The following is a 14,264-nucleotide window of genomic DNA, read 5'->3' on the forward strand; positions in this document are numbered from 1 at the left end:
ATTGTGACTCTCTCGTGCAAACAGAGAAAATTGATCGAAAGGGAGTCAGTTTGGCACACTGGCGACCGTTCCAGAATCGCATTACGAAATCCATTCTGCTGGCGTGTCGTATCACCAGCAAATGATGGAAATCGGCATTTCAGACTGCATTTTAAGGGTTTTTCTGTGATCTCAAACTGATTAATTCAAGGGGCAGAGAGTGAATATGCGAAGTGGCATGCTAGTTGCTTTTTACGTTTCATAACGTTCAGCGTTTCAAATGAGATTAATCAACCCAACATTTAAGGTAAGGAGAGAATAATGACCACTCGAGAAGAACTTCGCGGTCACTGGAATGAAATTCGGGGACGCATTGAAGAACGATGGAGCCAGCTTAATTCGAGTGATCTAGATGGGCTGGAAGGCAAGACAGATCAACTAGTCGGAAAAATTCAGCAAAAGACGGGTGAAACCAGCCGTGATATCCAGAAAGAACTGGATGCGATCGTTGAGAGCTTTTCTCATTCAGCCTCCACAATGGCGGGTAAAGTGGGTGACACTTTCAATGAAGCAGTAAAAAATTCGAGAGAGCAGTTTGCCCATGCATCAGAAGCCGCCCGCGAACAATATGAGCAGGTGAATCAGTCGGTTCAGAAAGGATATCGCGAGGCGGAACGGACAGTACGTAAGCATCCCGCTGAGTCAGTTGCTGTTGCCTTTGGTACAGGTTTGATCGCCGGTGTGATTGTCAGTCTGGCGTGGCGTCGATAGTACTGAATCGAATGCTCAATCTTAAGACCGAATCTAACAGGGAGTTAAAAATGATTCATCAATACGAAGACCTGGAAAAGAATATTGTGCCTGTCTCACACGATCAGGTGGAACAACAGGTTGCCTCAAAATCTTCACAGGTATGTCACTATGTCGATGAGCAACCGGTCAAATCCGTTATGATCAGTCTGGGAGTCGGCATTGGGGCAGGGTTGTTACTGGGTTCTATGTTCCGTGGTTCAGTCAAACACTTTTCACGGGATCAGGCTTTTATGGACCGGGTAGGATGCAGTATTCGGGAGTCACTGTCTGAGATTGTTCCCGCTTCTATGAAGAAGCATTTTCGTTCCTGATGTCGGAGCAGAGAAACAGGTATCGGGAACAGTTTCCATTTTTGGAGAAGTAAAACCGGGACAATATAAAGTTTCAGACAGGAGCCTGAATCGTGGCCAGTCAGCCTGAAGACAAACGAGCAAATGAGATACGTCGTGCGATGCATGAAATCCGCTGTGAACTGGATGACGATGTCAGCCAGATTAAGCAATCTGCATCGACCCTGACGGACTGGCAATACTACATCAGACATTATCCCTGGGCGTGTGTTGGCGCAGCAGCAGCGTTTGGTTTTTTGATTGTCCCCAGAAAATTGAAGGTGAGTAATCCTTATACGGACGAATTATTGAAGCTGGCTAAGAAGAAGCGTCTGGTCATCAATAAAGCAGACGATGATGATGAAGTAAAAGCAGGGGTTGTAAAAACCGCGTTTACATTTATATCCGGACTGGCCATGCGAGCTGCCGTAGCACAGGTTGCTCAACATCTGACTTCGATTTTAAATCAGGACCAGGGGAGCAGGAATCATGCTGGTGCTTCCGATCAGACAGAGGCATCTGCTCCAGCTGCTCCCAGTCCTTATACGAAACATTTCGATCGGAGATTTTAAGCTAATGAGTCCCTATCAAATGCAGTTTAAACACAAAACACGACCGTTGAGCGAAAGCAGGTCACAGGCTGAGGGACTGAAAAATGTCGCAGGCCCTGCAGTAATTCTAGCGGATGTGAAAGAACGCTTGCGTGAGCAGATCTGTGAGCATCCGGCTGAGGCTCTGAAAATCAGTCTGATTACTGGTATCTTTGCCGGATGGTGGGTGAAACGATGATTGGTCAGAACGGAACTGTGCAGTCGGAATATAAACCTGATATGCGAGGTGACCTGGGTGACCTCGGTGCAGATTTACTGGCTCTGAGTGAGCTTCAGGTTGAGCTTCTGTCTGTGGACACACGCGATGCGATCCGAGAATCTTTTTCTCCGACAATTTTTCTGGCTCTGGGACTCGGGCTGTGTGCAGGAGCATTTCCTGTATTGCTGTTAGCATGTGCCTGGTGGATGAGCAATGCATTTGAATTAACCCTGGCTTCGAGCATGCTGACGGTCTCCGTTTCAGGTCTGTTTCTTGCCAGTGGTTTTCTTTACTTTGCCTGGAAAGGTTTTAAGAAAAGCTTACGTACATTACAGCGTTCGGGAACAGAATTACGCAGTAATATCGATTGGATTAAAACTATTATTTCTGATAAGCACCGTAACCGTCAGAGTCCTTATCAGAGGAAATAAGATCGATCTTGAAAAAAATGAATTTGAAAGGAAATCAATCATGAATATGTATACCACCTCTTCTCAAAATGCCCAGACAATGGATCGAGAAACAGCAGCGAATGCGGCTCGCGTAGAGAATTGCGACCAGTTGCAACCGGTTGATGATTTCGTCGATTATGTTTCTACTTATGCACGACAGAACCCTGGGACTGCAGCCTTATGGTGCTTTGGAATCGGATTCATCGTTGGTTGGAAACTGAAGCCCTGGTAAGAAAGCATCAGCATGACAGGGAGACGCTCTCTCTGCTTTGATATTTACCGATAAGGAGAAGGTCCGTGTCCCTCACATCATCATCGATAGAATCCGATTGCCAGCACCGCAGTCAAGAAGTTCGAAGCGGTGATGATCCGGACGCTGACTCTTCTTCCAGTACTCAAGAGCAATTGAGGGAAGAGCAGGCAGTCTCAGCGACTGTTTTGAAAGACAAAGTTGAGATTCAACCCTTTGGCCGCATTTCATTGGCTATTCTTGCGACTCTGGGTGTCGTTCATGCGTTGTATTTTGCCCGGGCGATATTTATACCCATCGCGCTGGCGATTGTTTTATTCTTTCTTTTGGCGCCTGTGGTGCGGTTTCTGTCACGTGTCTGTCCGATTCCCGAGTCGCTCTCCGCTGCGATTGTCGTACTCTCTCTTACGTTTACTATCGGTCTGGCCAGCTATTTCCTGGCAGTACCGATTTCGGACTGGCTTTCGAGCGCTCCTGCCACATTCAGGAAAGCCGAACAGAAGCTGCGTTTCATCATTGACCCGGTCGATAAAATCGATCAGGCTTCGTCCCAGGTTTCTGACATCGCTGCAGGAAAAGAGAAAGACGATGTCGTCAAGGTCTCCATTCAACAGCCACCAGTGACCAGCTACCTGTTAAGTTCAACCGTTAATTTTCTGGCTGGTGTGACCATCACGGTGGTACTGGTTTATCTGCTGCTGGCGATGGGGCATCGGACTTTGAATTCAGTCGTCGAGTTGATGCCGACTCTTACAGACAAGCGTGGTCTTGTGACGATGATTCGTAGTGTTGAGCATGGCATCTCCCAATATCTGGTGACCATTACTGCGATTAATATCGGGCTGGGGATTATTATTGGAACTGTGATGTGGTTCCTGGGACTCCCCGATCCTGTCCTTCTGGGAATCATGGCTGCCACTCTCAATTTCATTCCGTTTGTGGGCGCATTTATTGGTGCAGCCGTTACTTTTTTGATCGGAATTGTTTACCTGAATACGCCTGCAGAAGCTGTTATTGGCCCATTGATGTATATTGTGATTAACACACTGGAGGGGAATGTCATTACGCCAATGATTTTAGGGCGTTCGATGAAGCTCAACCCTGCACTGGTTTTTATCTGCATCATCTTCTGGGGCTGGGCCTGGGGAGTTGGCGGTATTTTACTGGCTGTTCCCCTGATCGGGATGGTCAAAATCTCTTGTGACCATTTTGAATCTCTGCAGCCAGTCGCACGTATTCTGTCGGGGTGATCTGGCACTCAGGAAAGAGTATCCGCGTACAGCCGATTTACTCTCTTAGTCTTTCTGATTCTGCGGATTGTTGATCGCGCTTTCACCAGGCAGACGTGGCGTTTCCAGTCCCAGTAACTGCAGACAGATTGGTGTCATGTCGATAATACGAGGATTATCAGGCAATTCAAAATTGTCGGGCAGTCCCGCTGCGATCAGCGGCGCGGTGGAATCTAGCTTATGCAGTGAACCATGCGAACCGGCTGGATTACACTTCATTGCCGGCAGACAGAATTCCTTACCCAGTCGGGCTGTCACCCAGATGTTTCCCGTCTTTTCGGAAAAGCCTGTTGCGATACGTTCAAAGGCGTTTGGATAGTCACCGAATTCCAGCTGATTGTCAGATGTGACCTTTGCATCGACGGCACTTAAGTCACCGTCCCAGATCCAGGCGGTTCCGTAGATATCGAGGCCATTACCTGTTGAGTCCGGGGCCGGTTTGAAAACCAGATGTCCCCGATCTCGTGTATGAACGTAGAAAGCCGGCCGGTCGGTACCGTTCAATCCGCTGTTATGATCGCACCACATCACCTGATCGATTTCCGGGTAGTTTAAAAGGCACTCAATGACTTCAGTGCGACGATCCCATAATTCCGGTTGCATATAGATTTGTGCTGACCGCATATTCGGACAGACCATTAAATCTTCTGAGCTGTTCCAGGGTTTCCCTGCATCTACGACTTTGAACTGTTTGAGTACTTCGTTTAAATCAATTCCCGAATTCTCATCCAGATCACTCTGAGAATGATCACCTGTCATCAGGATTACATGCTTCTCCAGAAACTGATCGATTCCGCCGAGAACTTCAATCAGTTTACCCAGGTGGCTGTCGACATTCTGCAGGGTTGTCACTGCGTTTTCAGGACCTTCTGAGTGGCTGTCAAAATCATTATTGGGAAAATAAGCCAGAGTAAAATCAGGAAGACAATCCTGTTCTGCCATTCCCAAAAGGTAGTCGGCTGTTGTATCGTCATGGAAACCAAAACGTCGCGTTACACCCCCTCGTACCGAAAGCGTATTTCCATAAAGGGGGGTCGAAACAAACTCTCCCAGAAACATCGTATGCGGCCCGATCATTGATTCTGCCAGGGTTACTCCCGGAGCCAGATTGAGGAGTAAAGGAGTGCTGGTTTCGTGTGCCACGGTCCCCCGATACCACATAAAGTTGACGACTGCATCGGCCAGCGTTCCGTGTTGCTCGATTCGTTCGAAAATCGTAGGGACCTGGAGGCGGTCCATATTCAGTTTGATTTGAAAATCATTGACATATCGTTCCATGCCTTCATTCATGATCGCCGGCAGATCGGAACCAAAATAAGCGACTTCATTCTCGCCTCGATCGTACCAGTAGGCACCAGAGATACCATGTTCGAAAGGATAAGCACCCGTCGCCAGCGCGCATGTTGCTGCCGGCGTAATCGAGGGGAAAATGGATGTACATTCCCTGCGTAAAACTCCGCGTTCGATTAACTGCTGAAAATTCGGCAATAAACCTTTTTGCAATGCAGGTTGCACGACTCGGGAAGCCAGAGCATCAATAATGACTAATATGACTTTTTTCATTTGTGTTTTATCGCTCCCGGCCAGAACTCAATCAGAGTGTGTGAGATCTGGCCAGTAATAAAATAAGTGGAATCATCAGATTACCATTTCAGTTTAAAAAGAACAATTCGTGTGACGATGTGCCTTCCTAATAAATACGTTCTCAACAGAACTTGCTTTCCGAGTTCAATATTTCGGGGATGAATATTCGTAGAATTCATCAGACTGCCATTTCAAAAAAATGAAACCCGGAATATGGTGAGAGAAGCGTTAATTTGATCTAATAGGACCAGATTGTATCTTTTAGCGCCAGTTCTGTAAAAAAAAGCGGACCAGGAATCTTCGATGATGGAAATGGAATCTCTTAAGATTCTGATTGCACATAATAATAGTGAGACTCTGAAACTCATTCAAAAGGCAGCGTGTAAATTAGGGCACCAGATTATTGATGCGGTTCAAACCGGAGAGGCTATGATCGAGGTTTGCAGCGCTCACCTTCCGGATCTCGTCATCAGTGGTGTTCGTATGCCTGACATGGATGGGATTCGAGCCTTGACCCTGATTGGGAAAGAGACTCCCATACCGGGAATAATTGTGACTCCCAAGTCTGATCTTGAACTGGTGGAGACGGCTGCCCTTGATCATATTATGGCCTGGCTGGTTGAACCGATTCGTATGGTTGATCTTGGTCCTACCATTCTTCTGGTACATCGACGTGCTGCAGAATTTGCTGAGCTTCGACAAGAAAATCAGGATCTTCGTGTTGCACTGAACGATCGAAAGACCATTGAGAAGGCCAAGGGAATTCTGATGAAAACAGCAGGTCTTGATGAAGGGACAGCGTTCCGTCAGCTTCAAAAACTCGCCAGTCGTAAACGCATGAAACTGATTGAAATTGCACAGGCAATCATTACCGCTGAAGGTGCCTTCGATCTGGTCCAGGAAAACTGAGTTCGTTTATTTCTTCCGAAATGAAATCAGACTGAGTAGTGCCACAAACAGGGCAGCCCCGATAATCGACCACAGAATGGGAAATGGTTGATCGCCAAATTGAATCGTCAGTAATTCGGGGAGCCCCAGCTTGCCCGAAATCCAGGTTCCCAGCAGGGCACCGATGAATCCCAGTGCGATCGAAGTCAGGCAGCCTCCACGAGAATAACCTGCCAATGACTGGGCAATACCACCACAAATAGCAGCGACTAACAGTAATAATAAAAATTGAAAGATTCCCATAACAGTGTCCTCTCTCGTAGTAAAAATTCTGATTATCTGAATACTGGTTCGTAGCAGATCTACGCCAGTTTGATGTTTCAGTTGGTCTGCAGACTGGACTCCAGCAAGTCGTTTAGCTGACCGAAAGCCTGATGAAAAGTATTTCGGTCTGCCTGGATATTATGCTGCTCTTCAAACGCGGTCTGTAATGCTTCTGCTTCCTGTTGGATGACTTCAATATCTTCCGAGCGAGAAGCATGGCTGGCGATTCCTGCCAGTGCCTCCAGCAGTTTCAGTGAAACGGCGGTGTTGCTGGAACCATATTCACGAATCATGCCGAATGAACGTGTCAGTACTTCTGCAAAGCCGTCGGCTGTTGTCACTAATACACGAGGTACCGATTCGCTGTCTCGCCGAATCTGGCTGGGATTGGATCGTTCTACAAGTCTACCCAGAGAGCCTCCCAGTCGATCCACACAACTCATGGCAGTAAAGGGATCGTTGATTCCCGGGGACAGGGCCCGTACAGCGATTTCAACCAGTTCTCGGGCTGCATAGCTGACATCCTGGCGGGGAGTGCGACGCAGGCCGATAATGATGACTCGATTTATCGTATTGACGACCTTTTTTATCTGTTCTTCAGAATCTTCTTCTGTTTCCGTTTGATCCTGGAACCAGACGCGTACCAGCAGTTGTTCTTTTGTGATGTAATCTCCGGGCTTGCACTTCAGTTCTACTACTCCGTTCAATTCCTGTCCCAGCGAGACCAGGCTTTCCCCGTCAATGCCTTCGATATAACCCTCCAGTTCCGAGGGAACTGTAATATTATGTTTTCCAACACCAGCTAAAATTTCGTCAAATGATTGATAGTTCTGTTGTTCAAGTTCTTCTTCATCAGTTGCTTTTTCCGCTGCGTCTCCGATCAATTCAGGAAAGAGTCGGTTAATGGCTTCGTCCAGATCCCGGGAAACCTCTGAAATAATGGTCGGTGCCTGAATGGCGGTAGCCACATGATGAATAAACCAGATCAGCATACCCATACTGATTACTCCGAGAATCAGACCAACGGCCGTTCCCACCTGTGGAGTAAATGCGGGGAAGTCTCCATGTGCCTCTCGCACCTTCTGCAGAACCAGCATGCAATACAGACTCGTTCCGATATACTGACCGATTACCAGATCGGCGATGCTGGCACCCATCACATTTCGAACCAGTCGGGAACCATACTGCGAAGATGCAATGGATAAAGTCACGATGGTGATCGAAAATACGACTCCTGCCAGGGCAATCGTGGCTCCCGCTACAGAGGAAAGGGTAGAACGGGCGGCAGAGGCAGTTGTTGAAAGCCAGCCGAGTTTACGGTCAGATGAATCCAGCAGGCCATCCAGTTGATTTGTTCCAAATGCCAGCAAAATCGCCATGAATGCCATAATGGACGGGACAAACCAGAAACTGGTGCGAAAAGAATCCCAGAGATTCTCAAGTCGTGCTCTCATACTGCAGGTCTACTCCTCGTATTTCGTTGTTTCTCTAAGGTTGTCTTACTGGAATGCAGGATTGCTGCTGCTGACTGTCTTCAATTATGGCACTGATCTGTCTAAGAATGATACAAAAAAAGCCGTGAGCAGTAGTAATTTACTCCTCACAGCTTATTTAACTCTGGAGCATTATTTATTTGCCGTACCGACTCAGGTATCGAGTTTCAATTTTACATCACGGTCTTTATGCTCGATGTCTATCCGATAACGTTTGTGAAGTTCTTTCGAGAAGTCCGGGTCTGCGAAATCAGGCCAGTTATCTTCATCGAAGCCCTGGGCTCCTTCCAGCTGTTGCTGAGTCACATTCAAAACCAGAATCTGTTCTTCAGGATCCTCGGGATTCTGTTTCAGTTCAAAAGCTTTAAACGGCACGGCGAACATTTTATTACCAACACCGAGGAATCCTCCGTAGGTAACAGCTGCATATTGCACATTTCCGTGTGATACGTTGATGACAATATCTTTGATTTCACCAACACTTTTTCCCTGTGAGTTCTGAATATTCATGCCATTCAACTGGCTGATTCGTACATTTGATCCTGAAGTTTTAGGATCTAATTTACTTGCTTTATTTGAACGTTTTTCCTCTTTGCTCATTTTTTTATGTTTGACTTCATAACGTTTGTTGAGGTCGGTAATGTAGTTCGTATCCGCAAAGTCGGGCCAGTGATCTTTATCAAAACCAGACGCACCCTCGAGCTGTTTCTGAGAGACCTTCAAAACCAATGTCAGTTCATCGGGTGAATCTGCTTTTTGTTTCATATTGAATGCTTCAAAGGGGACAGCGAACATTTTATTTCCTACGCCGAGGAAACCACCGTAGGTAACAGCTGCATATCGAATTTCCCCTGTTGACGTATCCATGACAAGGTCATTGATTTCGCCCAGACTCTGTCCTTGAGGGTTTTCGATGTTCATACCAATTAATTTACTGGCGCGGGTCACCATTCCCGCTTTTTTCATATGTTTTCTTTCAGCCTTGGATGCTTTTTTATCTGCCTTTGAAGTCTTCGAAACATCTGGCGATTCCACTTTCTCTTCATTGGGATTGTCAAAAGCATGAGCGCTTCCGGCCAGGCATAAAGCAGTGACACTAAACGCAAGAATACTTGCGAGTGCAGTATAACGTTTCATTTCAGTTCTCCTCGGGTATCAAAGAATTTGATTTAGATGTGACCAGAAGTAATTAACTATCACAGCTGATAATAGTTCATTTAAGACAATGCAGTTGACTGGCCCTCATTGAGTGGTGCTATACCGTTAAAGCGAAAAGTCGCTGGCAGTCCTGGATTATCCTCAGATATTATTATCAGCTGATGATAGTGCTGATTCATCGCTGGAAATCAGTTTCAGCAGTGGCATGAGCTTTCAAACTGAGCCACCTGCTTTTCTGCTTCTTCCTTCGCGATGCCATATCGTTCCTGAACCTTGCCAACCAGTTCGTCTCGTTTACCGTCGATCTGGTCGAATTCATCATCGGTCAATTCTCCCCATTTCTGTTTAGCCTGACCTTTGATCTGTTTCCATTTACCTGCAAATTGGTCTGAATTCATCACTCTTCTCCTGTATTGGAATATTCGTCTAAAAACTATTCTTAACTGCTGATTACAGACTGGAAATCAGCAAACAACTCATTTTTGATTACTCTTTTTTCTTGATGTCAACACCGATGTTGCCATCACTTTTGTCGCGTTCTACTTCAAGTTCACCGCCTGGGGTTTCAATATCGAGTACTTTTTCTTTTTCTTCACAGCCCGCCAGGGTGAAAGCAGTAGCTGACATCAGCAGCAGGGCTATCGATAAAAAGCATGAATTGATGATGTTGTTTTTCATAACGGTTTCCTTTTTGCTAAAACTTACCTGGCTCGCTGTATGCGCACCGGGAGCCCGTTAAAAACTCATGTTGAATGGCTCTGTCAAATCAGAGGTGTTATCAGAGAAAACTGGCTGCTCTACCAGTAGGTAGGGCGTCCGTAGAAATCATAGAGTTGTGTTTCATAAGCGCGATTCACTGGCAGACGCGGATCGTACAGCGGAGCATTTTCAACCTGTTCTCGTGTTAAATCTACATGTGCTTTTTGATTTTCCCAGGTAAAATGAGTGATCCAGTCGAATGCGATGATCACTTTCTTACCGGGTAGCCAGTTACGAGTATCTATTACCAGATACCGTAAGCTCCAGCTTTCTGTATCCACGATAATGTCTTCCACATGTCCGAGCGTATCTTCCATACACTGGATATTGTAACCTGTGACTTCGCTGACACTTCGTAGATGGGGGTCACCTTTCCCGGCAGCCACCCGTTCTTTGAGTTCAACGGTTGTTGTGGAGTGATTCAGTATGGGCGCAGGTGAGTTCCCCCAGTAAACGGGCCAGTTATAGAATGTAGTTAGCGCTGATTCGTATTGTCGGGAAACTGGTTGATCAGTCTCAACCAGTGGTGCTGCTTCAATGTTGGCTTTTGAAAGTACTGTTGGTAGTTCTAGACTATCCAGATCCGGTTGTTCAATTGCAACGGGAGATACCAGAACCTGGCGATCTGTCAGCCAGTCTCCAGTATCTACCACGAGATACCTCACAATGTTGGTATCATCGTCAAAGAGAAAATCCTGAACGGTTCCACAATCTCCATCGGTAGCCAGAACCTTGTATCCTCTAAGTTCATTCGTGCTCCGAAACATATCTGTCTCCTTTCCTGGTTCTGTCTGGAGACGAAATGCAGATCGTGTGCCATTCCGTGGATTTTCCATTGATTTAGCTGGGATTTCATTGTTTTCCATGCACAAGGTTCTTTATTTTAATGACTACTGTCTGATTTCAAATTATTCTCAGATCTCATTGCTGCGTTCGAAATCTCATTTATTAAAGGTTCTGATCGACCGCTGAGAAACCGGTATGCTTGACAATCAGTCAGCATTTAGTCGATACACAGCCAGGAAATAAAAAAAGCCCTGCGGCGTACATGGTTGTTCGCCGCAGGGCTGTCATAGGCCTGCTGATGACCCTGCTCCGGGAGCAGGGCGTGGATACTTAAAGTGTAACGAAGGCCTGTACACAGTCAATCATCCACAAGCCGGAAATCGATTTATATTGCTTCATTTACAGAGAATGGAACCCGTTCTCGACTGGCTGAGTCGACCCGATAGAGCCGATTTCCGATTGTAATCACAGATTGAGAAAACCTCTTGAACAAGCTTCTTTGACGTTATAATGCCCATTGATTACCTGGTGTTTTTTATCTACAACGAGAGAACCTTTTCGTCTGAACCGATTATTGTCACGGTTCGGGAAGGCAGTTGAATTGTCAGGGATTTCTTTTCAGACTCTTTGTAATGCAGAAATCAGCTTGCTAGAATAGCGCAATTCTCTGAAAGAGATCCTTTCATATTTAAAATCAGTTCGGATTAAATTATGTCTCAGGCATTAGTGGTGGATGATGATCGTACGGTACTCGAAATGGTACGTCGATCACTGGAAAAAGTGAACGTCGACGTCATCACTGCGGGTACCGCCGAAGAGGCGCTGGAAGCCATTCGTGAGAAGGCTCCCGAAGTTGTATTACTGGATATTATGCTTCCTTCAGTTTCCGGTTTAGATGTTTTTCGGGAAATCCATCAACTGGACCGACGCTTACCAGTCGTGTTTATCACGTCATCCAGCGAAAGTAACCTTGCGATTGAAGCCATGCAGCTGGGGGCGTTTGATTACCTTGCCAAGCCACTGGATCTGCCAAAATTGAACCAACTGGTCCAGAAAGCTATTGAGACACGGCGGCTGATGAATATCCCGGTTGCTTTGCCGGTAGGTGATACAAAATCCAGTAAAGGTGATCAGTTTGTAGGTCGTAGTCCACAAATGCTTGAGGTGTTCAAGTCGATCGGACGGGTTGCTGCGGAAAATGTCAATGTACTTATCCGTGGAGAAAGTGGTACTGGTAAAGAACTTGTTGCCCGGGCCATTTACCAGCATAGTCCCCGCTCCAAAGACAGTTTTATGGCTGTCAACTGTGCTGCTCTCACGGAAACGCTGCTGGAAAGCGAACTGTTTGGCTATGAAAAGGGGGCATTTACTGGTGCCGACCGACAGCGAATCGGAAAATTTGAACAATGTAATGGCGGGACAATCTTTCTTGATGAAGTAGGCGATATGTCTCAATTGACGCAGGGAAAAGTCTTGCGTCTGCTGCAGGAACAGAGGTTTGAACGGGTTGGTGGAAACAAGACGATTGAAACCGACGTCCGTATTATCGCCGCTACGAACCGCAACCTGGAAGAGATGGTTAAAGCTGGTTCATTCCGTGAAGATTTATTCTACCGACTCAACGGGATGACCATTTCGCTGCCTCCTTTACGTGAACGTGGTGATGACATCGCATTACTGGTCGAGCATTATCTGAATGAAGCCTGTTATGAAATGGGGCGTACTGAAACGGAAGGTGTCTCTTCTGAAGCTCTGGAGTTGCTGATTCAATATCCCTGGCCAGGAAATGTCAGGGAACTTCAAAGCGTGGTTCGGCAGTCTTTGTTAAAGAGCACTTCTCCGATCATTGTTCCTTCATTTTTACCAGATGAGTTATCCAGAAGGTTCAATACGCAGGCGGTCTCCCTGGAACCAGAAAATGATATTTCAGGTGATGATGATTTTCCTTTATCCGATCTACGTTTGTTTGTGGATCAACGTCTCGCGGAACAATCAACAGATTTGTACAGCGAAACGCTGGAAGCCATGGAACGCTATCTGTTGACACGGGTCTTGAATGAAACAGGGGGTAATCAGACTCGCGCTGCAGAAATTCTCGGCATCACACGAGGCAAGATCCGAGATCGCATTGCACAGTTTGGCATTTCTCTTGAAAAAACGGTCAGTATTGAAGATGACTCGCCTTAGTCATTCTTAAAAACACATTTGCCGTCAAGCAGACACTGCGATTACTCTTCTAAAGTGGTAGTCCCCATCTTTTCTGTATTTTCTGATACAGCTGTGAGCCAGAAATCCTGTTCCAGGCCAGGGTGACAAGCGGTCGCTTAACGCGCAAACGAACTTCCCAGCGAGCGATCAGCAATCGATCTTTCACACTATCTCAGTGAAATATGATTCATGTACGGATTTTGTCAAAGTTCCAACATCCTTTCTTATAAAGCCTTATGTCAATCTGTTGGGCTGGCGTTTCAACTTGGCACAGCGATTGCGATGTTAGTAATCATCGCAGCAATGTGATTGAAATTGAAACATGCAAATCGAATGAGCCAGGGGGCATTCCTGGTCGGCTGGTTGAATTGAAACTCAATACTCCCAGCCGGATCGGAATTGAAAACCCGGTATCCCAGGGATTTCCATCCCGCTTATTGAAAGGGTAGCACAATGTTGAGTTGGGCATTAATGTTTTTAGTAATTGCACTGGTAGCAGGACTCTTTGGTTTTGGCCTGGTCGGCGGTATGGCCTATGGCGCAGCGAAGATCTGCTTTTTTATCTTCCTCGTTTTAGCAGTCATCAGTCTGCTGACTGGAAAAAGAGTCCCTACAGAATAAGCCTTTGAATAAAGTCACATGTACTTGATTCAAAACTGCTGGGATGATCGACCGACGGCGCTCAAATGGGCGTCGTCGGTCCGATTTATCATATCTTCGCAGTAAAGAGGCATTTTAGTGGAGAAGACCGATGCAAAACGTAACTATTGTCATTCTGATCATAGTAGCAATTATCGCTATGGTATTAGGTGGTTGGATTTCGTTTGCAGACATGGACGACAGTGCAACCATGACGATCCATAAAAGTGAAGTGAAAAAGGATACAGAGGAGGCTGTCAAAAAAGGAGAAGAGTTAGTCAAAGATGCAGCCAGAGAAGGTAAAAAGTTGATCGACAATACTGAGGATGCTGTAGATTCTGGTGAACCTGCTGAGAAAGAAGTAGAGTTCGAGCCTGAACAATCAGAAGTTTTAGAAACTCCCAGATAATGTAACCTGTGTGATGATGAAACAAGTGTTTTGAAGTTGTGTCCGAGATGTGCGATGCTGGGATTCCTTCCATTTCATAGCGATATTAGTAACA

The 14,264-nt window shown here is 46.2% G+C and carries 18 protein-coding genes; 11 read left to right on the top strand and 7 right to left on the bottom strand.

Going from position 1 to position 14,264, the window contains the following annotated elements; all coding sequences use genetic code 11:
- Nucleotides 1-300: 300 nt before the first annotated feature.
- From ACN0YN_RS24630 to ACN0YN_RS24660, 7 genes are all read left to right on the top strand, one after another.
- Nucleotides 301-750 carry a general stress protein CsbD gene (locus ACN0YN_RS24630; protein ID WP_417387689.1) on the top strand — a complete coding sequence of 150 codons (450 nt, stop codon included), beginning with the start codon at nucleotides 301-303 and terminating at the stop codon, nucleotides 748-750.
- A 50-nt stretch (nucleotides 751-800) separates the two neighbouring features.
- A complete protein-coding gene (locus ACN0YN_RS24635) occupies nucleotides 801-1,103 on the top strand; it encodes a hypothetical protein (RefSeq protein WP_417387690.1) in 303 nt (100 codons plus the stop codon).
- Between the two features lie 92 nt (nucleotides 1,104-1,195).
- Nucleotides 1,196-1,693: a hypothetical protein gene (locus tag ACN0YN_RS24640; RefSeq protein ID WP_417387691.1), complete on the top strand. Its 498-nt coding sequence runs from the start codon at nucleotides 1,196-1,198 to the stop codon at nucleotides 1,691-1,693.
- Between the two features lie 19 nt (nucleotides 1,694-1,712).
- On the top strand, nucleotides 1,713-1,910 hold the full coding sequence (locus ACN0YN_RS24645; protein ID WP_417387692.1) for a hypothetical protein: 198 nt from the start codon (nucleotides 1,713-1,715) through the stop codon (nucleotides 1,908-1,910).
- Nucleotides 1,907-2,362 carry a phage holin family protein gene (locus ACN0YN_RS24650; protein WP_417387693.1) on the top strand — a complete coding sequence of 152 codons (456 nt, stop codon included), beginning with the start codon at nucleotides 1,907-1,909 and terminating at the stop codon, nucleotides 2,360-2,362. The genes ACN0YN_RS24645 and ACN0YN_RS24650 overlap by 4 nt, the downstream gene beginning before the upstream one ends.
- A 40-nt stretch (nucleotides 2,363-2,402) precedes the next feature.
- A complete protein-coding gene (locus ACN0YN_RS24655) occupies nucleotides 2,403-2,615 on the top strand; it encodes a hypothetical protein (RefSeq protein ID WP_417387694.1) in 213 nt (70 codons plus the stop codon).
- 65 nt (nucleotides 2,616-2,680) lie between these two features.
- Complete coding sequence (locus tag ACN0YN_RS24660) at nucleotides 2,681-3,883, top strand: AI-2E family transporter (RefSeq protein WP_417387695.1); 1,203 nt, start codon at nucleotides 2,681-2,683, stop codon at nucleotides 3,881-3,883.
- A gap of 45 nt (nucleotides 3,884-3,928) precedes the next feature.
- Here the strand turns inward: ACN0YN_RS24660 and ACN0YN_RS24665 are convergent, their stop codons facing one another.
- Nucleotides 3,929-5,485 (bottom strand): alkaline phosphatase family protein, encoded by a 1,557-nt coding sequence (locus ACN0YN_RS24665; protein ID WP_417387696.1) that lies wholly within the window; start codon nucleotides 5,483-5,485, stop codon nucleotides 3,929-3,931.
- Between the two features lie 324 nt (nucleotides 5,486-5,809).
- Here ACN0YN_RS24665 and ACN0YN_RS24670 point away from each other — a divergent pair, with 324 nt between their 5' ends.
- On the top strand, nucleotides 5,810-6,415 hold the full coding sequence (locus tag ACN0YN_RS24670) for an ANTAR domain-containing response regulator (RefSeq protein WP_417387697.1): 606 nt from the start codon (nucleotides 5,810-5,812) through the stop codon (nucleotides 6,413-6,415).
- A gap of 6 nt (nucleotides 6,416-6,421) precedes the next feature.
- On the opposite strand, the gene ACN0YN_RS24675 is transcribed toward ACN0YN_RS24670, so the two are convergent.
- From ACN0YN_RS24675 to ACN0YN_RS24700, 6 genes are all read right to left on the bottom strand, one after another.
- Nucleotides 6,422-6,697, bottom strand: coding sequence for a GlsB/YeaQ/YmgE family stress response membrane protein (locus ACN0YN_RS24675; RefSeq protein WP_417387698.1), 276 nt, complete (start codon nucleotides 6,695-6,697; stop codon nucleotides 6,422-6,424).
- 77 nt (nucleotides 6,698-6,774) lie between these two features.
- Nucleotides 6,775-8,172, bottom strand: a complete 1,398-nt coding sequence (locus tag ACN0YN_RS24680; RefSeq protein WP_417387699.1) for a DUF2254 domain-containing protein — start codon at nucleotides 8,170-8,172, stop codon at nucleotides 6,775-6,777.
- 192 nt (nucleotides 8,173-8,364) lie between these two features.
- Nucleotides 8,365-9,348, bottom strand: a complete 984-nt coding sequence (locus tag ACN0YN_RS24685; RefSeq protein ID WP_417387700.1) for a PRC-barrel domain-containing protein — start codon at nucleotides 9,346-9,348, stop codon at nucleotides 8,365-8,367.
- A 215-nt stretch (nucleotides 9,349-9,563) separates the two neighbouring features.
- Complete coding sequence (locus ACN0YN_RS24690; RefSeq protein WP_417387701.1) at nucleotides 9,564-9,767, bottom strand: CsbD family protein; 204 nt, start codon at nucleotides 9,765-9,767, stop codon at nucleotides 9,564-9,566.
- Between the two features lie 88 nt (nucleotides 9,768-9,855).
- The gene (locus ACN0YN_RS24695; RefSeq protein ID WP_417387702.1) at nucleotides 9,856-10,047 is read right to left on the bottom strand and encodes a hypothetical protein; all 192 of its coding nucleotides are present in this window, start codon (nucleotides 10,045-10,047) and stop codon (nucleotides 9,856-9,858) included.
- Between the two features lie 119 nt (nucleotides 10,048-10,166).
- Nucleotides 10,167-10,895, bottom strand: a complete 729-nt coding sequence (locus ACN0YN_RS24700; RefSeq protein WP_417387703.1) for a PRC-barrel domain-containing protein — start codon at nucleotides 10,893-10,895, stop codon at nucleotides 10,167-10,169.
- Between the two features lie 730 nt (nucleotides 10,896-11,625).
- Between ACN0YN_RS24700 and ACN0YN_RS24705 the strand changes: the two genes are divergently transcribed.
- The 3 genes from ACN0YN_RS24705 (at nucleotide 11,626) to ACN0YN_RS24715 (ending at nucleotide 14,170) form a co-directional block, all read left to right on the top strand.
- Complete coding sequence (locus ACN0YN_RS24705; RefSeq protein WP_417387704.1) at nucleotides 11,626-13,101, top strand: sigma-54-dependent transcriptional regulator; 1,476 nt, start codon at nucleotides 11,626-11,628, stop codon at nucleotides 13,099-13,101.
- A 474-nt stretch (nucleotides 13,102-13,575) separates the two neighbouring features.
- A complete protein-coding gene (locus tag ACN0YN_RS24710) occupies nucleotides 13,576-13,743 on the top strand; it encodes a DUF1328 domain-containing protein (RefSeq protein ID WP_002647858.1) in 168 nt (55 codons plus the stop codon).
- A 130-nt stretch (nucleotides 13,744-13,873) separates the two neighbouring features.
- Nucleotides 13,874-14,170, top strand: a complete 297-nt coding sequence (locus ACN0YN_RS24715) for a hypothetical protein (protein WP_417387705.1) — start codon at nucleotides 13,874-13,876, stop codon at nucleotides 14,168-14,170.
- Nucleotides 14,171-14,264: the final 94 nt, after the last annotated feature.

The sequence above is a fragment of the Gimesia sp. genome (genome assembly GCF_048260065.1).
Lineage (GTDB): Bacteria > Planctomycetota > Planctomycetia > Planctomycetales > Planctomycetaceae > Gimesia.